The organism is Kineococcus radiotolerans SRS30216 = ATCC BAA-149, from assembly GCF_000017305.1.
Classification (GTDB): Bacteria; Actinomycetota; Actinomycetes; order Actinomycetales; family Kineococcaceae; genus Kineococcus; species Kineococcus radiotolerans.
The window spans coordinates 4474058-4499041 of the sequence record NC_009664.2 but is presented as its reverse complement, the minus strand read 5'-3'; the positions used below and the strand labels follow the sequence as shown (position 1 = coordinate 4499041).

The following is a 24984-nucleotide window of genomic DNA, read 5'->3' as shown; positions in this document are numbered from 1 at the left end:
CAACTGAAGCCGGGGCAGCCCCCAGGCGCGAGGTTCATCGTCAAGCCCAAGGCTGGGCGGATAGCGTGACCGGGTGCACCACGACATGACGAACGCCGAACCCGCTGACCCGTTGCGCGTCGTCCTGAACGCGCACGCACGCACCCTTGCAACCGCCACCGCGCGCTACTCCTGGCGCACCCCGGTGGAGGACCCGGTCCACACCTCGGCGTACGGACACACCGACCTGACGACAGGGGCGGCGACGATGACCACGGTCGCCACGACATTCCCCTCACTCCCACCTCCTGCACCCCTCGGCGGCGACGGTGTCCTCGTGCTCGACGGGCTCATCGCGCTGCCCGGCCAGAGCACACCGGAGGAAGTGACGGCGCACGCCCTCCTCGTCCCCGAGGCCGGCAGCTTGTCGATGATCCTCCTCGACGGGCCACCCACCCAGGACGACGAGGGGCGCTGGACCAGCTCACGCACAGACGCCCCCCGCCTGACGATGGAGGTCGACCCGCTCCTGGGAAGCGTCGCCGCCACCTTCCACTGGCTGGCGGCGGTGACCAGCGCGGAACCCGACGGCGCCCCGGGCCGCTACCGCGTGGACCTCGACCTGTCCAAGCTCGTGGACGACGCCCACCCGCAGCGGCGGGAGGCGGTGCGGCTCACCCTGGACCAGCTCCGACCCGGCCTATCCTCCGGATCCGCCTCGGGAACCGTCTTGGGGATCGTGGAGGTCGACCCAGCTTCCGGGCTGGTCACGTCGTTCAGCGTCACGGCAGAGGAACCAGACGAAGGGCCGAACGAAGGGTCGGACGAGCAGTCGGACGAGGGGCCTCAGATCGATCCGATCCTCTTGCAACTGCGCGAACACGGTGTCGCCGTGCAGGTCGAGGTCCCGCGGGCATGTGAGTAAGACCAGGCCGGGGGCAACTTGGTTGCGTAGTGCGCGGGGTTGCACTCGCGGCAGTTGATGCAGGTGCTGACCGCGGCGGTGGATGAGGTGGCCGGTGGTCAGGCAGCCGACGACGCCACGGCCTTGTGCCTGGACTGGCACCCCGGCAGTACTGGCGGTGCTCCGGCCACGGCCAGCGCCCTGTGAAATGACCGGGCCTGTCCACGCCGGTCGGAAGCGCTCGGTGGGCTGCATGTTCCCATTGCCCAACCTCATGGTCCTGGCAACAGGCACTTGATCCTGAAGGCCAGCTCGCACGGCATCCGGGTCGGGGCCGATTACGCCCCATCCCCCGCGTCTGAGGATGCAGTCACCGAGGCGAACCGGGACGTGCAGGCGCCAAGAATGGTCACGTCAGCGACGATGGGCACCATGAAGCGGCGATCCTGGCTGATGGTGTGAGCCACGCGCACCGAGCCACGCGCACCGAGCCACGCGCACCGAGCTGCGCACCATCGCCGTGCTGCAACTGGCAGCCGCTGCCGGCTGCTGGCCACTCGCCTTCTACCAGGGCCGCAACACCTGGTTCCTCCTGGTGGCGATCCTGTGGACCCTCGTGGCGACGCGGTCGCTGGTGTCCTGGCGCCTGTGGCGACCCCAGCCGTGGCCACCGGTCGAGCCGTTCGGAGCCGAGCCCCCGGCCCCAGACGCTGACGTGAGCCCACGACATCGATGATCTGACTCCTGGCGAGCTGCCTCCTAGCCCGCCCGCAGCGGCTCCAGGACCTCACGGTCACGCCGCGGCGCAGACGCATTCAGGACGCTGAGCCCCCCCGAAATGGACGAGCCGCGCGCGGTCGTCACCTGAGTCGTGGCACGAAGTCAGGTGCGGAGAGCACCATCGGGGTGCCCCGACGCCTCTACTGCAGCATGATCGAGCCACCCACCTGTCCGGGAAGCCCGGGCCACGCTCCGGATCCATCGATCCGCAGGTAGCCGTCAGCTGTAGCGGTGGTTCTTCTCGGGGTGCGCCGCCTCACGGGAGCATGCCCGGCCATTCATCGACTTGTGCCCGCACTGCCCACTCGTGGGTGCGACCGGAGCGGGTGCAGCAGCTGCAGCGGCGCCAGCCGGCTGTGCCGCACGAACCGCCGGGGCCACGGACGTCTTCCCGGCAGCTGCTGCGCGGCGGCCGCTGTTGCGGGCGTAATTGGCTTCGCGCATCGCCCGCTGGGCGTCGAGCTTGCTCATCGTCGAATCACACTGCGGAGCCTACGACGCGCCACCGACACCAGCGTCCACGCAGCGGGCTCGAACAGCGGGCTTGACCCGTCGACCGAAGCCGCCGGGTCGTGACCCCGCGCGCGATCGGTCAGCCGTTGCAGGCCGCGGTCATAGGCCCGGGGGACCTGTTCAAGGGAGCTCAGGAGGAGCGGGGCGAAAACCGCGGGTCAGCACGGCCAGGTAGACGACGCCGATCGCCGATCGTGCGAGGCCGAGGTCGACGGCGTTCTCATCGAGCCCCCCGGAGACAATCTGGCCCACCGCGCCGCGACCGCCTCCCTCACGCGTCACCAACCTCACTGGTCAGTACATCTAGGTACAAGGACAACAGCGTGCCCGATGTGCTGGTGGCCCCGAACAACCAGAGGGCGTCACTCCTCAACCTCACAAGCCGCATCCAAGAAGGCGTCCAAGTTCAATCGCGTATGCGTCCTGACCTCAGCGGCGCCAAGGGCCCGGGCCGCCAGCTTCTGTCAGCTCGCTGCGCAGTAGGTTTTGCCGCTCGAGCTGCTGAGCCGGTGGAACATCATTAGTAGTACGTGGGTGGTGTCAGCCACGCAATGCCTGAGCCAGCTGGTCCGCCACATTCCCTTGTTCGGCGTCACGACCGGCACGTTGGGCCAATCAGGCGACGCGACATCAAGCCCCTCTCCGGCACCGCCGACTCCGCACCGTGGCCCGCAACCAACCCACCCGCCGACGCGCCGGCCGCCGCCGTGGCGGTAGCGGTAGCAGCGATGACGCCGCCCGCCTCGCCGTCGCCGGTGTAGTCGTCCTCATCCTCACCGGCGCAGCGGGCGCGGTGCGGTCCTGGCTGGCGATCTGGTGGCCCATCCTGGCTCTCACCGGTGCCGTCCTCATCGTCCTGTTGGTCTGGCGACTGGTGGTGCTGCACCGACGCGCCCGAGCCCGTGCCGCCCACCAGGCGCTGCTGGACCGGCAGGTCGCCAGCACCGACGGCATGAGCGGACCCGACTTCGAGCACCTGGTGGCCCGCCTGCTGCACCGCGACGGCTGGCAGCAGGTCACCGTCTCTGGAGGCGGCGGGGACCTCGGCGCCGACGTCACCGCCCGCCACCCTCATGACGGGTCACTGCTGGTGGTGCAGGGCAAGCGCTACACCGACCGCGCCGTCAGCTCCCCCGACATGCAACGCTTCCTCGGCACCGTCTACCACCACCACCACGCCGAGCACGCCCTCTACGTCACCACCAGTCGCTACACCCGCCCCGCCCACGACCTCGCCACCAGCAGCGGAGTACGTCTGGTGGACCGCGAGACGCTAGCCCCCTGGATGGCCGGGCAACCCCTGCCCCTCCCGGTGACAGCGGGAAGCGGGCGCGGCACCGCCGCGAGCGCCCACGCACGGCGCCCGCCCGCGGCGTAAGAGGCTGCCCTCCCTGCAGGCGGGACTTACGACTACCCCCGGGTCAGCCCATGAACGCCATGACCACTTCGGGCGTCATCACAGCCGCCCTGACCGGCCTCGGGACGAGCCCTGCGGCAAGCACAGGCGACAAGCGGCATCAGGCCTCGACGCCCAGGCCCTGGGCAGACCCGCCTGGTGGGCAGCCCCGCATCTGCCCCGCGTCAGCGGCTCGCGCGCAGCTCCTCAGCGGCCTCTGGTCAGCCACCGGCTGGGTCAGCGCGAGCGCAACAGCATCCGCCCCGCGGGGGTGAGCTCGACCGCAAGGGGCAGCAGGTCGTCGCCGAACCACTCCGCCGCGAGCATTCCCTCCGCCTCGAGGCGGCGGTAGACCGCACCCACCGCCGGAGCGGAGTCCAGCTCCTCCGCCACCAGCCCCAGCGGCAGCCTCCAGCACCGGACGCTCGAGTCCCGTCTCTGAGTCCGCGCGATGGGACCAGGTCTCATCGCGCGAACGATCCACCGCACCGGACGGACTCACCTCGTCGTGGTGACGACACCCCGGGTTCCCCAGGTCGCCCAGCGCCACAGGTGCTCCAGCGGACCCTGCCGGAACCGGCGGAGCCACAACGCCGACCACAGCAGTTGTAGGACCAGCACGAAGACGGTCGCGCCCAGCATCTCGTTCCACGACCGGCTTGCAGGTAGGTTCAGCAGGTGACCAGCGGCTAGGAGGAGCAGCGTGGCGCTGACGTAGTTGGTCAGGGCCATCCTGCCCAAGGGGGCGAACACCGCGACCAGGGGCCGGCGGAGGCGTGTGCGCAACGCCAGCAGCACCGTTGAGGCGTAGACGCCGGCCAGGGCGAGACCCGCGAGCGCCGAGACGATTGAGAAGCCGGAGGCGGCCAGGTCGGAGGCCTGGGCCAGCACCGTCGGCACGGCCACGGCCGCGCTGAGTGCGAGCAGCACCGCGACCGCCCGGGGAGAAGACTCGAGCCGGGCGATAGCACCGCAGCGGACAAGAGCGGAGCCGACGAGGAACAGCGCTGGGATGAGGACGAGTCCCCCTCCGGTGGCCAGCGCGGCGGGGACGGCGAGAGCCGCCAGCACCGCCAGCAGCCGGGTGGGCAGCCAGGAGGAGGGCAGCAGCACCAAGAGGCCGACTACGGCGTAGGGCAGCAGGGCTTCCCCCGGTTGCAGCCACTGGTGCACGGCGCCCAGGGGCAGCAGCACCAGGAGCCGGCGGGCCAGCACAACCCGCGGGCGGGCGCCGCGGCGGGCGGCGGACTGGAACAGCAGGGAGAATCCGATCCCGAACAGCAAGGAAAAGAGCGGGAAGAAGCGTTGCTGGACCAGCAGCTGCAGCCACCCGCCGGCGTCGTGGAGGGTCAGCGGCTGCGGGCCGGCGGCGGAGGCGAAGTGGGTGAGGGGTCCGACGTTCACCAGCGCGATGCCGCACAAGGCGATCCCTCACAGGACGTCGAGGGAGACGAGGCGCGGTGCGGGGGCGGGTGGGAGCCGCGGGGAGACTTCGGAGGACGGTGGCACCGGGATGGGAGCGCTCATGTCGTGAGCGTGCCCGGCGGGCCAGGGACGACGCACCGGCCGGATGGCCGGTGTCGGCTCCTGGGACCTGGCCGAACGGCCGATCCTGGTCAGGCCGGGCCGTCGGTGCCGCCGGTAGGACCCACCACCCCGTTCTCCCAGGCCCAGGCGGCGACCTCCACCCGGTTCCGGGCCGAGAGCTTGGTCTGCACGCTGCTCAGGTGCGCCTTGACCGTGCCGAGGGAGATGAACAGCTCGGCGCCTACCTCGGCGTTGGTCCCCCCTCGCGCGACGAGTCGCACGACGTCCAGCTCGCGCTCGCTGAGCATCTCCCCCGCCCGGCTGTCTGGAGCGGGGGCCGCGGCGGCGAAGCGCTGGAGCAAACGGACGGTGATCGCGGGGCTGATGAGTGATTCCCCGGCTGCGGCGGCCCGCACGGCCTCGACCAGCAGGGTCGGGCCGGCGTCCTTGAGCAGGAACCCGCACGCTCCTGCGCGTAGCGCGGCGTGCACGTACTCGTCGAGGTCGAACGTGGTCACCACGACGACTCTGACCGGGTCCAGCACCCCGGGGCCGGCTAGCCGGCGGGTGACCTCCAGCCCGTTCAGGCGCGGCATCCGGACGTCCAGCAGGGCGACGTCGGGCCGCAGACGTCGGGCGGCTTCCAGCGCCTCGACCCCGTCCGCGCACTGGGCGACGACGTCTATACCGGGCTGGGCGGCCAGGATCAGTGCGAACCCCGCGCGCACCATCTCCTGGTCGTCGGCGATGAGCACCCGCGTGGTCATCGCTGTCCCTCCGCACCGGCTGTGGGGTGGGGCAAGGTGGCCGAGACTCGCCAGCCCTTCCCGTGTGGTCCGGCGTTGAGGGAGCCGCCCAGGGCGTCAAGGCGTTCGCGCATGCCGATCAACCCGAAGCCCCCTCCTGCCGGCCCTGCCGGTTCCCGCCGACGCGCACCAGCGGCACCGGAGTCGGTGATCTCCACGGACACGGTCCCGCCGTGGCGGACGACTTCGACCTGCACCAGGTCGGCGGCGGGTGCGTGGCGGGCGGTGTTGGTCAGTGCCTCCTGGGTGGCCCGGTACAGCGCGACCTGCCCGTCGACCGGCAGGTCGGCCAGCTCGCGGGGGTCCCCCAGCAGCTCCACCCGGCCGGTGGTGACTCCTCGGAAACGACGCACCAGGTCCACCAGGTCCTCCGCCTGAGGTACCGGGGTGCGCTCCCCGGTCCCGTCACCGTCGGCGCCGTCCTGCGCGAGGCGATCGTCGGGATCGGTGCGCAGCACCTCGACGAGGCGACGCATGGCGGCCAGCGCCTCGGCTCCGGCGCCTTCGATGGCGGCCAGGGTGGGGTCCAGCCGGGCGTCGCTGCGCGTGGCGACCAGCCGGGCTGCCTGGGTGGCGACGACCATGCCGGTGACGTGGTGGGCCACGACGTCGTGCAGTTCGCGAGCGACCTCCTCGCGTTCGCGGCGTCGGACCGCCGTCACCGCCGCGCGCCGCGCGGCGTCGGCTCCGCGCAGGGCCGAGCCGACGGCGACGGCCACTGCGCTCAGCACGACCGTCCCTGCCACCAACGTCGGCGAGTCGGGGCTCCACCCGAGGCGCACGGGCAGGCACACCACCGCGAGCGCGGTCGCCGTGGTCAGCGACCACCCGCGCCACCGCTCAGCGCGGCGGGTCGTGGTGAGCACGAGCAGGGTCAGCGCCAATGCCTCAGCCGTTCCGACGGGGACGGAGGTGCCGGTCGAGCCCGGGTCCAGGACAGTGGCGACGGTCAGGCCGAGAGAGCTCCCCGCTGCGGCCCACGACGTCACCGCTCGTGCACGGCTCGAGGCGGTGGCCGCCACCGCGGCGACCGCGAAGGAGGCCAGGACGAGCGGGCTGGACGCGGTGGCGGCATCGAGGAGGCCGGCGAGCAGCAGGACCGCGGCGAAGGCGATCAGGTACCCGCGCGCCATACGCTCCCCCTTGCCTTCGACCGGTTCCGCGTCCAGGACTAGTGTGCCCGGTGCCCGCCCGGTGCCCGCCCGGTGCCCGCCCGGTGCCCGCCCGGTGCCCGCCCGGTGCCCGCCCGGTGCCCGCCCGGCAGTGCTACCGCTCCGGGCGGTGTCTCAGTACGAGTAGGTCCTGATGTGGGTGATGCCGCTGTCAGGGATTCGGGTGGGGATGACCCGCCCCGGCAGCAACGGGGCACCGGCGAAGGGGAACGGCACGAGGGTCCCCCCACTGGTCTCGTCCCCGTTCAACCGGTGACTGAGCACCAGCTGCTCGCCCTGCAGCCGGTACTGGTCCGCCTGCAGGAACGAGACCTCCTGCCCGGTCTCACCTCGCAGCGTGATCCAGAACCCGCGTCCGATGACGTAGACACCGCCGTCGGCCTCGAAGGCCAGCCCGTAGCCGGGGTACTCGGGGGCGGGGCCCCACTCGCTGTGCGTGTCGACCTGCAGCACGCTTCCTCCCAGGTCGATGCTCAACGATGGCTGCGCGGCGTTCAGCTCGAAACCCACCACGGGCGCTATCGCGTGCTGCCGGATGAGTACGGCAGCGGCTCGCAACAGCTGGTAGGCGTCGCTGAGCGCGGCGCCGACGGGTTCGTCGGACCGTAGGACGTCGACCCCGAAAGGTGAGACACCAAGGGCTTGGTGGGTCCCGATCGCACTGAACATCTGCGCAAGGCCGCGGGCATCTGCGCGTAGTTCAGGGATGAGCAACCGTCCGCGGCGAGCACGGTAGGCGGCCATGACCGGTTCTGCGTCCTCGATGTACATGTCCGGTGCCAGGAAATCGACGGTCGGTGCCATTGCCTCCCAGATAGCCGCGACCGGCATGACCGGCCCACCGCTGGGATACTGTCCCGGGCGCTTGCCTCCGGCCACGGCCACGGGACCATCGAGGACGCTGTCGTGGTCCAGCCAGGCGTTGACGAAGAGCGGTACATCGTGCTCAGAGGCGCCGGCGCTGGCCACCTCCTCGGTGTAAGCAGCGTAGGCGGCGGCCATGAAGGCTTCGTCCACGCGCTCACCAGAGCCGAAGACCTCCGACCATGCCCCTTCCGCGCGTGAGCCCGCGTCGACCCACACCTGGTGCAGGGGCATGTTCGTGTCGGTCGCCACCGCCTCGATCACGCCGGGCGGCACGTCGGCGATGAAAGCGGCGTTGGCCAGCGGGCTGCGGTCACGGGAGTCGCCCAACAGGCCCATCTCGTTCTCCACCTGCACGGCCAGAACCGTCCCGGCGGTGTCCACGTCGTGGATCCGCCGCATCAAAGCGCCAAAGGCGCGGGCATCAGCGGCGCGCGCGGCCGGGGCGAAGGGCGTCAGTTGCTCGATGCGTTGACCGTCGGCGACCTGGGTACGTGGGAAGCGCTCACTGTCGGTCTTGACCCACCCGGGAGCGTAGGTGGAAACAGCGTTCTTGTAGGCGCCGAACCACAGTGGGATCAGGCGCATCCCCAGTTGCTGCGCCTGCTTGATCATCGCGTCGACCAGTGTGTGGTCGAAGTGGCCCTCGACCGGCTCGAAGAGGTCCCAGGCCACCGGCGCCAAGACGGTGTTGGCACCCAGTGCCCGCACGGCTGCGAAGGAGTCGGCGATGGCGCTGGGGGTGCTCGAGCTGGAATTGTGAACCTCCGCCCCGACGACGAGGAAGGGTCTGCCGTCTACGGCAAGATAGGGGCCGGACCACCGCGAGGAGGCGGAGGTGCTGTGTGTGGTCATGGTGACGACTCCGGGGGTTGGACTGAACCACCCTCCCGTTCCTGGGCGGGTGGTGGTAGGAGGGTTCGAGTTGTGACGTTGTCGGCGCTCAGCCCGCGTTGGCGTTGGCGTTGGCGTTGGAAGGAAATGCGCCCTTTCCCGCACCGCCCGGGGTGGTGGTCTTGAGGAAGCCGTCATGGAGGGCGTCCCGCCTGAGCACTGGCACAGCGAGTCTGCTGATCGGTCCGGCCGCTGCGGGAACGACGGTGGTTAGCGGCGGGTCGGTGGTTTCCGGGGAGGTGGAGGGCAGCATTTCCTGGACGAGAAGCAGGTCGTTGCGGGGGCTTGATCGCTCATCGCCGAGACCACGGCGGGCACCGAGAGGGGCACGAGAAAAGCACCGAGGTGGCCCCCTAGAACGAGAGGCCACCTCCAGCACTTGTCTGCGGCCGGGGTGGGATCACCTGAAGCTGATTCCGCTGATGATCGACCACCGTTCCGGGCGGTTCCTTCACCGTCTGCTCACGTCGAGCTCGTCGCTGCGTCCTGGAACGGATGCGGTCGCGCTGAGGTCGCCGGTTGTCTCGAGGACTTTCCTCAAGTCGCGGAGGGATCGTGCGCTGCGCGCTCCTACCACCCCGACCAACTGATCGCCGTGGTGGTAGGTGAGGACGAACTTACCCTCGGCGAAGGACCCCTCGGCGAGGCGTACGTGGTCGTGGCGACGCAGCCACCCGTAGGCGTGCAGGGTCATGCCGAACTGTCGGCTCCAGAAGTACGGGACAGCGTCGAAGGGGCAGGCGACGCCGGTGGCGATCTGCTGCCCCACGTGCAGGCCTTGTTCCGTGGCGTTGCTGCGGTGCTCCACCCGCTCGAGCTGGCCGGTGCGCGGGTGCGGCCAGCGGCACACGTCGCCCACGGCGTACACATCCTCACCGGCACGTAAGCAGACATCGCTGAGCACACCATCACTCACGTCCAGGCCACTACCGGCCAGCCATCCCACCGCAGGGGCCGAGCCGCCGGCAACGAGCAGAACATCAGCCGGTGTGACTGTGCCGTCGGCGGTACGTACTCCAGTGACCCGGCCGTGCTCCTCGGTCAGGCCTATCGCCTGCGCGTCGGGGCCGGTGCGCACGTGCACCCCGTGCTGCTGGTGCAGGTCGAGCAGGTGAGCGTCAAGATCCGCTCCCACACCGGCGCCGGCCAGCAGGTGCTGTGCGCGGCAGAGCACCGTCACCGACAACCCCAGGATCGCGGCCACGGCAGCCACCTCCGCACCCACCAGGCCTCCGCCGAGCACCACGAGACGTCGACCGGCCTGCAGGTCAGCGTGCAGGGCGCCGGCCTCGTCGACGGTGCGCAGGTGGTGCACCCCACGCAGAGCCGTGATGCCGGGCACCGGGCGCGGCCGCACCCCGGTGGCCAACACCAGGTGCTCGTAGGTCAGGGCGCGACCATCGTCCAGGTGGACCGTGCGCTGAGGTATCGACAGGCGCTCAGCCGCAGCGCCGCGCAGCACCTGCACCTGAAGCTGGCTGAGCCGCTGCGGGGTGCTGAGGTGCAGCTGCGACAGCTCTGGAGGACCCGTCAGCAGGTCCTTCGACAGGGGTGGGCGGTCGTAGGGCAGGTGCGCCTCGTCGCCGATCAGGCGCACTGCTCCGTTGTAGCCGTGGGCACGTAGTCCCTCGACCGTGGCCAGCCCCGCGGCACCCGCCCCCACGATGACGACTCCGTCCTGGCCGGGTGAGGTCACAGACACAACCCATCCTGCCGCGTCATGGGGCCCGTCAACGCCGTCGGGCACCGCCTCGCGTCACTGATCTGATAAGTCGTCACGAGGCGCCGCTGACGTGGATGACGCGGGCCGGGCAACGCGCCGCGGCGTCTTCCACCGCCCGGCGCTGCTCCTCCCCCGGGTCGGCATCCAGGACGACGACGAGGCCTTCCTCGTCGTCCTGATCGAAAACGGCGGGGGCGGCCACGACGCACACTCCGGCGGCCACGCACCGGTCGGTTTCGGTGGTGACGCGCATCAGCGGGCTCCGTCCCAGGTCACGTTAAGCTTCTTGACCCCGTAAACGATCATGTCGTTCTTGAAGGGGATGTCCGGCAACGCCTCGACCGTCCGCAACCCCGGCAGCTGCCGCAGCAGGGCAGGTAGTGCCAGCCGCAGCTCCAGGCGGGCCAGGTGCTGGCCCAGGCACTGGTGCACGCCGTAGCCGAAGCCGACGTGGGCGGAGGTGCGCTCGAGGTCGAGACGGTCCGGGTCGAGAGTGAGGGCCTCGTCCCGGTTGGCCGACTCCAGGCTGACGGCCACGTAGTCACCCGCCGGCACCATCACATCGCCCACTTGGACATCGCGTACCGCTAGCCGCAGCACGCCGTAGTGCACGATCGTGAGGTAACGCACCAGTTCATCGATCCCGGTCTGGAGCACCTCACAGTCGTCGCGCACGCGTTCGGCCAAGGCCGGCTCCTGCAGCAGCCGCAGGGTGCCCAACGCGATCATGTTGGCGGTGGTGTCGTGCCCGGCGGTCAGCAGCAGCAAGGACAGCCCGACGAGCTCTTCGAAGGTGACCGGGTGCTTGCGGGGGTCGGTGATGAGGCGGCTCAGTAGGTCGTCGGCCGGGTCGGCGAATTTCGCCTGCACCAGCTGGACCAGGAAGCCGTTCATTTCCTGCGACGCCGCTTCACGTTCCTGCGCGGTGAGGCTGATGTCGACCATTCGCGAGGTGGTGGAGGCGAAGACGTCACGATCCTGGACGGGGACCCCAAGCAGTTCCCCGATCACGAGGGAGGGAATCGTCAGGGCGAAGTCGCGATACAGGTCGAAGGGTGTACCGGCGGCAATCAGACGCTGCAGGTGCTCCTCCACCAGGGCCTGCACGTACGGCTCCAGGCGCGCCATCGCCTTCGGCGAGAACTCCCGTGCAAGGCGCAAGCGCAGTGAGCTGTGGGCTTCCCCGTCCAGGCGCAGCAGGATCCCCGGCGGGGGTGGTTGCTGCAGCTGCTCGACCTGCCCAATGAGGTGGGAGGAGCTGGAGTCGATGTTGCTGAATGACTCCCCGTCCAACAGCACCGTCCGGGCGTCCTCGTAACGACTGACCAGCCAGACGTCAAGGCCAGCCGGCGTGTTGACCCGGGTGACCGGCTCCTCCACACGCAACCGCACGTAAGCGGGATCGGGGTCGAAGGGGCACCGGTCGCGGGGTAGCTCGCGTACCGGGCAGGTGGCGTCGGTGGTGGTCATCGAGTCCTCGATTCGGTGCTTGTGCGGGCGTGGCGGTGAGGTCGCGCTCGCCCGTCGAGCGGGCGGCGCGCCGCCTCACGGCTCGCGAGGTCGTCAGCGGTCGCCGTGGAAGTTGTCACGAAGCGACCCGTTGCGGGGTTCGTGATCCTGCCGGCGGCGACAGGACCGAGGCCATCTGTCGGGCAACCATGTCGGTGGTCCAACGCGGAGCTAGTCGCTCGAGCAGGCTGAGCAGGCGGGCGTCGCGGCCAATGAGGATCCGGAACCGGCCGTTGGCGATGCCTTGGACGATCTGGCGCCCCGCATCCTCAGGTGATGTGGACCGCACCTTCCGGCCTCCGGCGTCGATCATGGCCACGCCGGAGTTCCCGGTCAGGTTGGTGGCGATGTTGCCCGGGAAGATAGTCGAGACCGTCACCGTCGAGCCGCGAAGTTCCGCGTAGATGCCTTCGCTGAACTGCTTCACGGCCGCCTTGCTGGCCCCGTAGAGCGTCTGACCGGCGAAGGGCACCAACGCCGCGAGACTGGCCATGTTGACCAGTGCTGCGCGCGGCCGCTGCTGCAGGACAGGCAGGAAGGCGCGGCTCACAGCGATCGTACCGATGAGGTTCACCTCCAAGACGCGTTGGGTCTCTTCAGCGGTGAGGTCCTCGAAGGAAGTGAAGCGATGGATGATCCCGGCGATGTTGATCACCGCATCAACGTGACCGTGCACTGCCTCGACAACCGCAGGCATGGCCGCGACTGCGCCGGGGTCGGTGACGTTCACTACATGGGTACTGACCCGATCGCCGGCACCGGCCAAGCCGGCGGTCTCTGCGAGTCCGGTCTCGTCCCGGTCGAAGGCGGCGACTCGCGCCCCGCGGCGGACCAGTTCCAACACCACCTGTCGCCCCATGCCGTTCCCGGCTCCGGTGACGGCGAACACGGCGTTCTCGATCTGCATGCTCGGTCTCCTCGTACGGGCGGTCTCAGATGGCGTTGGCTTGAGCGACGGACCCCAGCCACGCCAGGCTCGGCTTGGGATGACGCGCGAAGGTGTCGTGATCGACCGCGATCAGCCCGAATGTCGGGTGCCAGCGGCCCCACTCGAAGTTGTCCAGCAGACTCCAATGGCAGTAGCCACGCACATCGATACCGTCCTGCATCGCCTGGGCTAGTCCAGCCAGGGCCTCGCCGGTGTAGGCGATGCGCCGTTCGTCGTCATCGGTGGCGATGCCGTTCTCGGTGACCACGATCGGCACCTCACCGACAATGTCACGGGTGTGACGCAGAGCGATGGACAGGGCGTCGGGTCGGTAAGCCCACCCCATGAGGGTGTTCCCGGGGTCTTCCGGATGGGCGCGGATGCCGTCGGCGTCGATGACCTGGCTGGTGTAGGACTGCACGCCCACGTAGTCGTCACCGCGCGCAGCCTCGAGGTACATGTCCTCCCAGGTGTACTTCACCTCGGCGTGCTTGCTCTCCGCCCCCGGGGCCGCGACGAAGGCCTGGTTGGCTACCGTCCAGCCCACGTGGGCGCCGGTGGCCTGCCGGATCAGCGGCGCTGCGGCCAGGTGGGCGGTGATCAGCGCTTCCCCGATCACAGGATCGGGGAAGGGCGTCGACGGATAGGGATGGCCGGCGGCCATGATGCGTGCTGCGCCGTGGTTCATGGCCACGACGTTGGGTTCGTTGATGGTGCACACCCACTGCACCCCCTCGAGGATGGTGCAAGCGCGCTGCACGTAGCGGGTGAACGTCTCCACGGCGTCAGGCCCCAGCCATCCCCCGCGCTCGCCGAACCACAGCGGGTGGGTGAAGTGATGCAGGGTGACGATCGGAGTCAGTCCCAGTGCGAGAGCGGTGTCGATCATGCGGCGGTAGTGGGCCAGCAACGCTCCGGAGAACTTTCCCGGACTAGGTTCGATGCGCGACCATTCGATGCTGAAGCGGTAGGTGTTCAAACCCGCTTCTGCCAGCAACCGCATGTCCTCGGGGTAGCGGTGATAGCTGTCGAGCGCATCCCCACTGAAGTCGATGTAGCCGGCTGCGTCGTGCTCAAGCTTCCACCAGTCGTTGTTGACGTTGTTGCCCTCGACCTGATGAGCGGCTGTCGCCGCCCCCCACAAGAAGCCGACGGGGAAGGTGTACGGCACGAGCATGTCCTCTCGGTGGTCAGCTGATGGTCGGACTCGAGGAGTCAGTCGAGGACGACGACGGCCTCGCCGGTGGCCCGGGGAATGGAGACCAGATCGGTGGCGCGGACATCCGTCCGGCCGGGCGGGTTGAGAGCGGGGACGACCACCTCGGCCCGCCCCGTGGTCGCCCCCTGCACCCGCACGGTGATCGCTCCTTCGGCGCCGGTGCTGCGCACCACCAGCAGGGCCCGCCCCCGGAAGGTGGTGCGGGTGTCGCCGGTGAAACCCTCCTCCGAGGCCGGGGCGGCGGTGCCGAACCCGATGAGCTCACCGGGGCCGTCGATGACCACCTGGACCTGCTCGTCGGCGAGCATCTCCACCACCCCGTCGGCGTCGGTGATCGACACCTGCACGAACAGCACTTCCTCGTCGTCGGCGGTGATTGCGGCGGCCTCGCTGTGCAGACGCAACTGCAGCGGGCCGGTGGCGCTGCTCAAGGACCGGCTCGAGGTCGCCACGCCATCGCGGTAGCCCACAGCGGTGAGGACACCGGGTGCGTAGGGGAGGGTGAAGGTGGCCCGGTACCCGCGCCTGCGCCCCGTGCGGGCGCGTCCGACCACCTCCCCGTTCAGGAGCAGTTCGACGCGGTCGTCGTCGCTGTAGACCTCGACTTCGGCGGTGCGGCCTTCGCAGCCGCGCCAGGACCAGCTCTCCACCGCGTCGGTGACCCGCCAGGCGGAGCGGACCATCGGGACCCCGGCGCGATCCAGCGGTCGCACCCCGATGGCCGGGGCCTCCAGTCGTCCCCAGGCGGCCTGGGCCAGGCGCAAGGTGATGTCGGGGCGGCCGGTCAGGTCGAACATGCCGGGTCCGGCGATCAGGTGCGGGTACGGCTTGGACAGCCCCGCCCGCGTACCCGGGACCCAGACCGCGACCCCCGCCTCGCCGAGGTACTCCCACCCGGCCCAGACGAAGTCGCCGATGACCGCATCGTGTTGCTGTACCAGGTGCCAGGCCCGGGCGACGTCACCGGGCAGGGTCTCAGTCCCGAGGATCACGCGCCCGGGGTAGGCCTTGACGTCGTGCTGGTAGCGGCCCAGTCCGTAGTTGTAGCCGGCGACGTCGACCTGGGCGAAGGCATCGCGGGAGGCCTTGTCCGCGCGGGGCAGCCGGGAGACGACGTCCATCATCCGCCCGATCTGGTTGATCATGACATTGGCCTCGGTGCTACCAGCCATTGACGGGCGGTCTTGCTCCTGCGCAGAGCGGTGTTCGGGAGAGGTGGCGGGACTGTCGCCGTAGGGGGACTTGGCCATCGCGACCATGGTGTTGAGGAAGAGGTTGATCGCCACGGTCACCGGGCGGTCGGGGTCGGCGCGGTGCAGGTGCTCGGTGATCTGGCGGGTCAGGTCCACACCTTCAACCTTGGCGGTCTCGGGGATCTCGTTGCCGGCGGCGTACATGATGACGGCGGGGTGGTTGCGGTCCTTGCGCACCATCGCATCCGCGTCCTCGCGCCAGGTCTGCTCGAAGCGCCACGCGAAGTCGTGGGCCGTCTTGGAGACCACCCAGTAGTCGGCGAGCTCGTCCACGACGTAGACGCCCAGCTCGTCGCAGGCCTGCAGCAGGTGCCGCGAGGCGGGGTTGTGGGCGCTGCGGATCGCGTTGAAGCCGGCGTCCTTCAGCAACCGCACCCGCCGATACTCGGCGCCGCGGTGGGTGGCCGCTCCCAGCACCCCGTTGTCGTGGTGCACGCACGCCCCGCGCAGCAGGACCGTCTGCCCGTTGACCTGCAGCCCGCGGACGGGGTCGATGCTGATGGTGCGCAGCCCCACGCGCTCGACGCGTTCGTCCAGTACTCGCCCCCCGCGTGTCACCCTGGCCCGCAGCCGGTAGAGGTGGGGGGTTTCCGCCGACCACGGTCGAGGGTCGGGGACCGACAACCGCACCTGCCCACTTCCATCGCGCCCGAGGCCGTGGGCCACGACGACCTGGCCGTCGAGCAGTTCGATGCTCACCTCGAGCTGCTCCTCGACACGATCATTGCGGTGCTCCTCGACACGATCCTCGCGGTGCTCCTCACCGTGCCCCTCACCGTGCCCCTCACCGTGCCCCTCACCGTGCCCCTCGGCATGCCCCTCGGCGTGCAGCGGGCCCACCACCGCGGTGCGCAGCTCGTAGGCGACGTCGACGACGGCCCGCTCGCGCTGCAGGTGACGGGTTCGAAGGCGCAGTCCGTCGGCGGTGAAGTGCACGGTGGGTCGCAGGACCAGTGCGACCGTTCGGTAGAGCCCTGAGCCGGGGTACCAGCGGCTGGTCGGCTGCGCCAGGTTGTCGACGTCGACGTGGATCGCGTTGTCTGCGCCCCAGCACACGTGGTTGCTGATGTCGAGCTCGACCTCGCTGTAGCCGCTGCGGATACGACCGACGTGTGCCCCGTTGACCGAGACGTCGGCCTCACCCTGGACGCCTTCGAAGCGCAGGGCCGTAAAGGCGGCGGGGTCCTGCTGGGCGGACCAGGTGGTGCGGTAGCGGTAGCGACCACCGGGGAAGTACGCCACGTCGGGGCCGCCGGGAGCATCGGGGGTGCGCGGCTCGGTGATCATCGCGTCGTGGGGCAACCGGACAGGAGTCCACGCCTCCGAGTCGACGGGGGCGAACCTCCAGACCTTGAGCTCTTGCACCCGGGTCGGAGGGGCTACCACGGTCATCGTCGTCCTTCCGGTGGCGTCATCGCTCGCGGGTCCACTGCAGTCCGCACAGCGAAACACACCTCATTGACGCGCGTCAACGGATAGCGTTACCGTTCTTGCGCCGGCTCCGGAGCCGGGATGAGACCTGCCCCTGTACTCGGATGCCGACGGAGCCACCGTGTCCAACACCCCACTGCCCCCGGAGATCACCCCTGCCCAGGCGATAAGCGACGCCGCCGGCTTGGTGACCGAGCACGTCGCCCATCGCAACGAGCCGGGCCCACCCAGCTCCCAGCGAGGTGATCCCGTACGGCCGCTGCCCCGCGTGGGCGCCGGCTTCATCGGCGCCTACATGTTCACCTACTTCGGCCTGAACCTGGTCATGCTGATGCCGGCGCTGTTCAGCCTGGCCTACAAGGTCCAGGTCATCGACCCGACCGGCAAGCACACCAGCCTGGGACTGGTCATCGGCCTGGGCAGCATCCTCGGTCTGATCGCCGGACCCGTCGCCGGGGTTCTCGCCGACGGAACCCGGCTGCGCTGGGGACGGCGCCGCCCCTGGTTGGTTGCCGGCCTTCTGCTCGCCGCCCTCGGCGCACTCATCATCGCCCTCGTCTCCAGCATCGCGCTCATGGTGGTGGGCTGGTCCATCTCCCAGCTGGCCGTCGCGGTGATCAGCGCCGGGTTCAACCCGGTGCTGGCCGAGCGCGTCCCCTCTGCTCAGCGGGGCCGGGTCGGAGCCCTCGGCGGGGTTTCGGCTGCACTGGCCGGTGTAGGCGCCAGCCTCTTCGGCAGCTTCCTCACCGGCAGCATGCTGCTGCTCTTTCTCACCCCTTGCGTGGTCTTCGCCCTGGGATTGCTGATCTTCCTGCCCATTCTCAAGGACGAACCCGCACCCGCGGGGACCGTGGTCCCCTCCCTGGCGGAGGTCTTCCGCAGCTTCTTGTTCAACCCGCGTCAGCACTCCGACTTCGCACTGGTCTTCATCGGTAAATTCCTACTGCAGTTCGGGTTCACCTTCTTCAGCACCTATCAGCTGTACTTCCTGCTCGACCGGCTGGGCTCCACCCCCGAGGAGGCGGGGCGGAAACTGGCCGCCGCCGGCGGCATCAGCCTGGTGGCCTTGATGTCCTTCGCCGTGCTGGGCGGGTTCCTTTCCGACCGGCTGCGCCGGCGCAAGCCCTTCATCTACCTCGCTGCCGCCCTCATCGCCACGGGGCTGATCACCGTTGCGGTGGCCGACAGCATCACGATGTTCATCCTCGGAGGAACGCTGCTGAGCGCCGGCACCGGTGCTTTCACCTCGGTGGACCTGGCCATGGCCACCGACCTGCTTCCCGAGCCGGACAAGGCGGGGAAGTACATGGGCATCTACTACCTGTCCTCCGGCATCCCCGGCGTCATCGCCCCGATCGTGGCTCCGCTGGTCATCGGCCTCGGCGGGGGCGGCAACTACGCCGCCCTGTTCACCTGCGGGGCTATACTCGCCGCCGGTACGGCGATCACGACCGCGCGCATCCGCAGCGTCCGTTGATCGTGGTGGACGCGATGCGGCGGTCAGGGAGAGGAGGCAGTGATGGCGACTAGCGCTGACGTCGCGCAGCACGCCGGTCTGTCCCGCTCCACGGTGAGCCAGATCCTGAACGGCCGCGAGCACCTCTTCAGCGAGGAGACCATCGCGCGGGTCCGGGCCTCGGCGGCCGTCCTGGGCTACCGCCCCTCACTGGCGGGGCGGACCCTGGCCCGGGGCACCAGCGACATCGTCATCACCCTCATCCCCGACGTCACCTTCAACCCGAGGCTGCGGGAGCTGGTCGACATCATCACCGCCGACCTCACCGCCGCGGGACTGACGAACCTGCTGCGCTTCGTGGGCTCGGAAGAGTCCCTGCACGACACCCTTCTGGGACTCAAGCCGTTCGGGGTGGTGAGTCTGGCTCCGCTGCCCCCCGCCCAGGAACGTCGCATCCGCGAGCACGGCGTCCACCTCATCGCCCAGCCGCGCGAGGCGCAGGTCGCCATCGACGAGGAGATCGGGAGACTGCAGGCGCGCTACCTGACTGATGCCGGCTACGACACCCTGGCGGTCGTCGTGCCCGTCGCCGTCCGCGAGCGCGGCTTCGCCCTGCCGCGGGAGCGGGGGGCGAAGGCGTGGTGCAGCGAGCAGGGTGTACGCGTGCTGCCGACTCTGCGGGTGGCGTTGGAGCGTGGTGGGGCCCAGGCTGCGGTGGCCAAGCTGCCGCCGCGTCCGGTCGGGCTGGTGGCGTACAACGACGAGGTCGCGCTGGCGGTGTTGGGGGCGGCTCTGCACCAGGGTCGGCGCACCCCGGAGGATTTCGGTCTGATCGGGGTCGACAACTCTTCCATCGCGCGGGCTTCGACTCCTTCGATCACGACCGTGGACTACGACATCGCCTTCAGTGGGCATGCCATCGCTGGGCTGCTCTTGCAGCGGCTCAACGTGCAGGATGTGGCTGACCCCGCCCACCAGGTGACCGACCGGCTGCGGGTGGTAGCCGGGGACACCACTCCTGCCCCTACGTCTTGAGGACATCGCGGTTGCTGTGATGGCGGGATCGGTATCGGCCTGCTACTGCGATGCACCGGCTTCCTGTCCACCTGCATCACGGCCGGCTGGGCCGCGAGCGACCTGACCCGCCCGCAACCTGGCCCGCCTGCTAGCTGGCCCCGGCGCTGTCCTGCCGCCCGCCAGCCTGCGGGGGCCGGCTTGTTCATCCCTTCGCACCCACTGCGCATCCGCTCTGACTGAGCCCATGCGCGCACCCAACCCCGGAAGGAGCCCATGTGATGGACATCGAGGTTGAGAGCCTGCAGAGTCCCGTCGATCGAATCGCGCAGGTGGACCTCGCCCGCAAGGTGCGTCTGCTGTCTGGTCGTGATTTCTGGGCTACCGAGGACCTGCCGGAGGCCGGGGTTCGGGGGGTGCGGACCGCGGATGGACCCAACGGGTTGCGCCACCAGTCTGGTCGTCACGACCACTTGGCGATGTTCGAGAGCGATCCGGCCACCTGCTTCCCGCCGGCGGTCGCGGTCGGTAGCAGCTGGGACCCGAAGCTCGCCTCCCGGCTGGGTACGGCCCTGGGGTGGGAGGCCGCCGTGCAGGGAGTGGATGTAGTGCTGGGACCGGGGGTGAACATCAAGCGCTCACCTCTGTGTGGACGCAACTTCGAGTACTACTCCGAGGATCCCCTGCTGTCGGGGGTGTTGGGTGCGGCCTTCGCGAAGCACGTCCAGGCCCAGGGAGTGGGGGTGTCGGTGAAGCACTTCGCCGCGAACAACCAGGAGACCAACCGCCAGACCATCTCCGCCGAAGTGGATGACCGGACCTTGCGCGAGATCTACCTGCCGGCCTTCGAGCGCGTCGTGCGTGAGGCGCAGCCGGCGACGGTGATGGCCGCTTACAACAAGATCAACGGTGTCTTCGCCTCCCAGAACCACTGGCTGCTGACTCAGGTGCTGCGCCAGGAGTGGGGCTTCGATGGTGTCGTCCTCTCCGACTGGAACGGCATCGTCGATCGTGTCGCTGCTCTGCGCGCCGGCTTGGACCTGGAGATGCCCGGGGGCAGCGCGGGTCGCGACGAGGAGGTCTTGCAGGCCGTACGGTCCGGGGCCCTGGACGAAGCCGTGGTGGACCGCAGCGCTGCCCGAGTGGCGGGTTTGGACCGCTGGCGCGCCGATGACCTGGACCGGCCGGGGTACGTCGACGTGGAAGCCCACCACGACTTGGCCCGCGACCTGGCCGCTCAGTGCGCAGTGTTGCTGCGCAACGAGGACGCCACCTTGCCGTTGTCGCCGGGGGGACGCATCGCGGTCATCGGTCACCTGGCGGGCGAGCCGCGGTTGCAGGGCGGGGGCAGCGCCCACGTCAACCCCTACCGCATCGACGTCCCTCTGGAGGAAATCCGACTGCTCGCCCAGCAGCGCGGCAGCGACGTCACCTACGCCAGCGGGTACCTGCTGGACCAGCCCAGCCCCGAGCACCTGCTCGCCGAGGCCATCGAGGCCGCGGCCGCCGCCGATGTCGCAGTGGTCTTCGCCGGGCTCAGCGAGCGCCGAGAGTCCGAGGGAGTGGACCGGGTCGACCTTGACCTTCCCCGAGACCAGGTCGAGGTGATCCGGGCAGTCGCTCAGGTGGCGCCACGTACCGTGGTGGTGCTCTCCAACGGGGGTATCGTGTCCTTGGAGGGCTGGCACGATGAGGTGCAGGCGGTGTTGGAGACCTTCGTGCTGGGTCAAGGCGGGGGCCGGGCGGTCGCCGAACTGCTGTTCGGGCTGCGCAACCCCTCGGGTCACCTGGCCGAAAGCATCCCGCTGCGCCTGGCCGACCACGCCAGTGTCTTGAACTTCCCCGGCGAGCAGGGGCACGTGCGCTACGGCGAGGGCGTGTTCGTCGGCTACCGGCAGTTCACTACCTTCGACACCCCCCTCCGCTACCCCTTCGGGTACGGCCTGTCCTACACCACTTTCGACACGACGGCCCTGGACGTGCAGGTCACCGGTCCTGATACCGCCGCGCTCAGCGTGCAGGTGCGCAACAGCGGCGACGTGGCCGGTCAGCACGTGGTCCAGGTCTATGTGTCCACCGTAGCTGGGCCGGTACGCCGGCCAGTCCGTGAGCTGCGAGCTTTCACCAAGATCGCGCTGCAGGCCGGAGAGACCCGCACGGTGCGCCTGGAGCTACCGCGCCGGGCGTTCGCCTACTGGGACGTCGACGTCGACGCCTGGGTCGTGGCACCCGGCACCTACGCGGTGCAGGTGTGCGCTGACGCCGCTACCGTCCTTACCGAGTCCGTGATCGAGCTGAGCGGCGACGTCGTGGCCCGCGAGGTGGGTCTGGACTCCACCGTCGGTGACTGGCTGGACCACCCGCACATCGGTGAGCGGACCCTGAGCCTGCTGGGATTCGGCCAGGCGGTGATCTCCGCGGAGCACCTGCTGATGGTTCGATCCATGACGATGCGCCAGTTCGTCACCATCTCCGGGCTCGACGTGCCAGCTGAGCGCCTTGCAGCACTGAGCGACACCACCCGCTGAGCACGGAAGCTCTCGCGACAGGGTCACTCGCGCCAAGAACCCATGCACGACGCGTCCCCCCTTGCCGTCCTCTCCTACCCCACCCAGCCGTCACTCCCACCCGTCACGCCCACCCGCCCCTGAATCACCACGTGCTGAGTGCCTCGGCCGATGAAAGGACTTTTGTGAGCGACCCCGCAGCCTCCGGCGCTGTCTCTACCGCCCCGCCCGCTGTGCCCACTTCAGTGACGGCACCCTTGACGACCTCCGCTGCCACCACCGCGATGCCCTACCGTGATCCTTCCCTGCCGGCCGGCGAGCGCGTGGCTGACTTGTTGAGTCGCATGACGCTGGAGGAGAAGGTCGCGCAGCTCGCCGCACCGTTCGGCTCAGCCGTCGACGTCCACACTCCGCCCGCTACCGGCTGGGGGTGCGTGGTGGCTGGGCTGTGCACCCTCGGTCTGCCCCCGCGTGAGACCGCGGAACGAGCTAATGAGTTGCAGCGCAAACACGTCGAGCAGACACGTCTCGGCATCCCGGTGCTGCTGGCCGAGGAGGCCCTGCTCGGCCTGAAGGTCCGTGACGCCACGACCTTCCCCGACGCCATCGCCCAGGCCGCCACCTGGGACCCGCAGCTGATCGAGCAGGTCGGGCGCACCATCGGTGTGCAGATGACCCGTCTCGGTGTGCGGCAGGCCCTGTCCCCCCTGGCTGACGTCGCGCGCGACCCGCGCTGGGGCCGGGTGGAAGAGACCTACGGCGAGGAGCCGCAGCTGGTGGGCTCGATGGCCGCCGCCTTTGTCCGTGGCCTGCAGGGCGCGGACGAGACCACCCCGCTGATCGCGACCTTGAAGCACTTCCTCGGCTACAGCGCCAGCGCAGGAGGACGCAATACCGAGCCCGCCCCGCTGGGACCGCGGGAGGTGCGCGAGGTGCACGCGCTGCCCTTCGAGATGGCGATCCGCGAGGGCGGGGCCAAGGGGGTGATGCCCTCCTACAACGACATCGACGGTGAACCAGTGACCGGCTCGCGGGCCTACCTCAATGACCTGCTGCGCGGGGAGCTCGGCTTCGACGGCCTGGTGATCTCGGACCTCGCGGCGGTGGGGCAACTGCACTCCAAGCACCACGTCGCCGCCACCGCGCCCGAGGCCCTGGCCCGGGCGGTCTCGGCCGGAGTTGACCTCGACCTCGACAACCGGGTCTCCTCCCAGGCCCTGCAGGAGGCAGTCCGCTCCGGACTGCTGCCCAGCGCCGACCTGGACCGGGCGGTGAGCACGATCCTGCGGGCCAAGGTCGAGCTGGGCTTGTTCGAACGGCCCTACGTCGACCTCGACGCCGTGCCGGAGAGCCTGGACACCGCTCCCGAGCGGGCGCTAGCGCGCACCGTGGCGGAAAAGTCGGTGGTTCTGCTGCAGAACGATCCGGTCGACAGGTTCCGCGCTGGACCCGCTGCTGGACCCGCTGCTGGACCCGCTGCTGGACTGGCGAACGGCGCTCCCCTGCTGCCCCTGGACCCCGGTGTGGGAACCATCGCGGTCATCGGCCCCAACGCCGACCGCCCCCTGGGACAGCTGGGCCACTACAGCTACCACGTGCTGGACAGCATCACCCGCCGCTTCGCCCTGGCCGCAGACCCCACCGCCCGAGCCGAGGACGTCGAAGGGCTGGCCGGGCGAACCGGGGCCGACGATGCGCGTCTGCTGGTGGAGTCGGTGCCGGTGGTGACGTTCCTGGAAGGCATCCGCGCCCGCGCTGAAGGTGAGGTCCTGTACGAGGCCGGGTGCCCGGTGGTGCGTGATGACCGCTCAGGATTCGCTGCGGCCGTGGCGGCGGCCACCCGCGCCGACGTGGCGGTTCTCGTCGTCGGCGACCAGGCCGGTATCAACGGCTTCGGCAACGTCGGGGAGGGGCTGGACAGCTCCACCTGCGAGCTACCGCCGGTGCAGCAGGCCCTGGTGGAAGCCGTGGTCGCCACCGGCACCCCGACCGCCGTCGTCCTCAGCCACGGCCGCCCCTACACCTTGAAGTGGCTGGCGCAGTCGGTGCCGGCCGTCGTGACGTGCTTCTTCGGCGGGGAGGAAGCCGGCAACGCCCTGGCCTCGGTCCTCTTCGGCGACGTCAACCCCGCCGGGCGCCTGCCGATTGCGTTCCTGGAGTCCGTGGGGTCAGCGCCCCTGCCCTACTGGCGCACCTTGCAGGCACCTCCCTCCTACGTGGAGGGTCCGGCCAGGGCGGTCTTCGGCTTCGGCCATGGGCTGAGCTACACCAGCTTCGAGTACCGCGACCTGGAGGTGGACCAGGAGGCCACCACCGGCGCGACGCTCAACCTGTCGTTCACCGTCGCCAACGTCGGGCAGCGCGCCGGAGAGGAGGTGGTGCAGGTCTACGGGCAGGACGTGGTGGCCCGCACCGCACGACCAGCGCGCAAGCTCCTGGCTTTCCAGCGCCTGCACCTGGAGGCCGGAGCCGCGACACGGGTCTCGGTGCAGGTCCCGGCGAGCCTGTTCGCCCTGTGGGACCTGCAGGAGGGGTGGGTCGTGGAGCCGGGCACCGTGAAGTTCTTCGTCGGCGGGTCGTCGGTGAAGACCCCTCTGCGTGCTTCAGCTCTGCTCACCGGCCCCGTGGACCGGCCGGGTCCGGATCGAGCACTCAGCTGCACCGTCAGCGTCGCCGACATCGACCCGGACATCGACTCGGACGTCGCGGCACGCGCCGCGCGGGCCGGGGGAGGCGGCGCCTTGCGTAGGCCGGTGCCGGTCATCACCGCCGAGGACACGGTGCTGGAGTGGCTGGAGCACCCCGTCGGCGGAGGCCTCCTACGCGCCCTGCTCGGCCTCGGCGAGGAGGGCGAGGACAGCGACGGCGTCTTGACCGACGCGTACGGCCTGACGCTGGCGCAGATGGCCGGCTACAGCGGCGGACGCTTCACCGAGGCCATGGTCGCTGACCTCGTCGAGCGCACGCGCGCAGGAGGCACTGCCCGCGCTTGACCGCCTCGTCCTGACCGGGCACGTCAGCCCCTCGCCCGGTGGGTCCACCGCCGGGCGAGGGGCTGACGTTCGCGGAGCACCGACCAGGTCGACTCTCACTCGCACCTTGTTCGGCC

The 24984-nt window shown here is 69.8% G+C and carries 17 protein-coding genes; 6 read left to right on the top strand and 11 right to left on the bottom strand.

What is annotated here, in order from left to right:
- Positions 1–73: 73 nt before the first annotated feature.
- Complete coding sequence (locus KRAD_RS21455; RefSeq protein WP_041292324.1) at positions 74–904, top strand: hypothetical protein; 831 nt, start codon at positions 74–76, stop codon at positions 902–904.
- 1936 nt (positions 905–2840) lie between these two features.
- Positions 2841–3554: a restriction endonuclease gene (locus tag KRAD_RS21450; RefSeq protein ID WP_012087784.1), complete on the top strand. Its 714-nt coding sequence runs from the start codon at positions 2841–2843 to the stop codon at positions 3552–3554.
- Between the two features lie 255 nt (positions 3555–3809).
- On the opposite strand, the gene KRAD_RS26215 is transcribed toward KRAD_RS21450, so the two are convergent.
- From KRAD_RS26215 to KRAD_RS21395, 11 genes are all read right to left on the bottom strand, one after another.
- Positions 3810–3965 (bottom strand): hypothetical protein, encoded by a 156-nt coding sequence (locus tag KRAD_RS26215; RefSeq protein ID WP_157873693.1) that lies wholly within the window; start codon positions 3963–3965, stop codon positions 3810–3812.
- 105 nt (positions 3966–4070) lie between these two features.
- Positions 4071–4976 (bottom strand): DUF418 domain-containing protein, encoded by a 906-nt coding sequence (locus KRAD_RS21440; protein ID WP_203417647.1) that lies wholly within the window; start codon positions 4974–4976, stop codon positions 4071–4073.
- Between the two features lie 212 nt (positions 4977–5188).
- Positions 5189–5866: a response regulator gene (locus tag KRAD_RS21435; protein ID WP_012087781.1), complete on the bottom strand. Its 678-nt coding sequence runs from the start codon at positions 5864–5866 to the stop codon at positions 5189–5191.
- Positions 5863–7038: a sensor histidine kinase gene (locus tag KRAD_RS21430; protein WP_012087780.1), complete on the bottom strand. Its 1176-nt coding sequence runs from the start codon at positions 7036–7038 to the stop codon at positions 5863–5865. Before KRAD_RS21430 ends, KRAD_RS21435 begins: the two co-directional genes overlap by 4 nt.
- Before the next feature lie 153 nt (positions 7039–7191).
- Positions 7192–8796 carry a DUF5597 domain-containing protein gene (locus tag KRAD_RS21425; RefSeq protein ID WP_012087779.1) on the bottom strand — a complete coding sequence of 535 codons (1605 nt, stop codon included), beginning with the start codon at positions 8794–8796 and terminating at the stop codon, positions 7192–7194.
- A gap of 490 nt (positions 8797–9286) precedes the next feature.
- Positions 9287–10498 (bottom strand): NAD(P)/FAD-dependent oxidoreductase, encoded by a 1212-nt coding sequence (locus tag KRAD_RS21420; RefSeq protein WP_238985867.1) that lies wholly within the window; start codon positions 10496–10498, stop codon positions 9287–9289.
- A 112-nt stretch (positions 10499–10610) separates the two neighbouring features.
- The gene (locus KRAD_RS21415) at positions 10611–10811 is read right to left on the bottom strand and encodes a ferredoxin (RefSeq protein WP_012087776.1); all 201 of its coding nucleotides are present in this window, start codon (positions 10809–10811) and stop codon (positions 10611–10613) included.
- Positions 10811–12028: a cytochrome P450 gene (locus KRAD_RS21410; RefSeq protein ID WP_012087775.1), complete on the bottom strand. Its 1218-nt coding sequence runs from the start codon at positions 12026–12028 to the stop codon at positions 10811–10813. Before KRAD_RS21410 ends, KRAD_RS21415 begins: the two co-directional genes overlap by 1 nt.
- Before the next feature lie 115 nt (positions 12029–12143).
- Positions 12144–12974 (bottom strand): SDR family NAD(P)-dependent oxidoreductase, encoded by an 831-nt coding sequence (locus KRAD_RS21405; RefSeq protein ID WP_012087774.1) that lies wholly within the window; start codon positions 12972–12974, stop codon positions 12144–12146.
- Positions 12975–12999: 25 nt separating this feature from the next.
- Positions 13000–14172 carry a glycoside hydrolase family 1 protein gene (locus KRAD_RS21400; RefSeq protein WP_041292322.1) on the bottom strand — a complete coding sequence of 391 codons (1173 nt, stop codon included), beginning with the start codon at positions 14170–14172 and terminating at the stop codon, positions 13000–13002.
- Positions 14173–14210: 38 nt separating this feature from the next.
- On the bottom strand, positions 14211–16832 hold the full coding sequence (locus tag KRAD_RS21395) for a glycoside hydrolase family 2 TIM barrel-domain containing protein (RefSeq protein WP_203417646.1): 2622 nt from the start codon (positions 16830–16832) through the stop codon (positions 14211–14213).
- 334 nt (positions 16833–17166) lie between these two features.
- Between KRAD_RS21395 and KRAD_RS21390 the strand changes: the two genes are divergently transcribed.
- The 4 genes from KRAD_RS21390 (at position 17167) to KRAD_RS21375 (ending at position 24868) form a co-directional block, all read left to right on the top strand.
- Entirely contained in the window at positions 17167–18375 is a 1209-nt protein-coding gene (locus tag KRAD_RS21390) for an MFS transporter (RefSeq protein WP_203417645.1), read from the top strand.
- A gap of 42 nt (positions 18376–18417) precedes the next feature.
- Entirely contained in the window at positions 18418–19389 is a 972-nt protein-coding gene (locus tag KRAD_RS21385; RefSeq protein WP_012087770.1) for a LacI family DNA-binding transcriptional regulator, read from the top strand.
- A gap of 260 nt (positions 19390–19649) precedes the next feature.
- On the top strand, positions 19650–21896 hold the full coding sequence (locus KRAD_RS21380; protein ID WP_012087769.1) for a beta-glucosidase: 2247 nt from the start codon (positions 19650–19652) through the stop codon (positions 21894–21896).
- 323 nt (positions 21897–22219) lie between these two features.
- Positions 22220–24868, top strand: coding sequence for a glycoside hydrolase family 3 N-terminal domain-containing protein (locus KRAD_RS21375; protein WP_203417787.1), 2649 nt, complete (start codon positions 22220–22222; stop codon positions 24866–24868).
- The last annotated feature ends 116 nt before the right edge of the window (positions 24869–24984 follow it).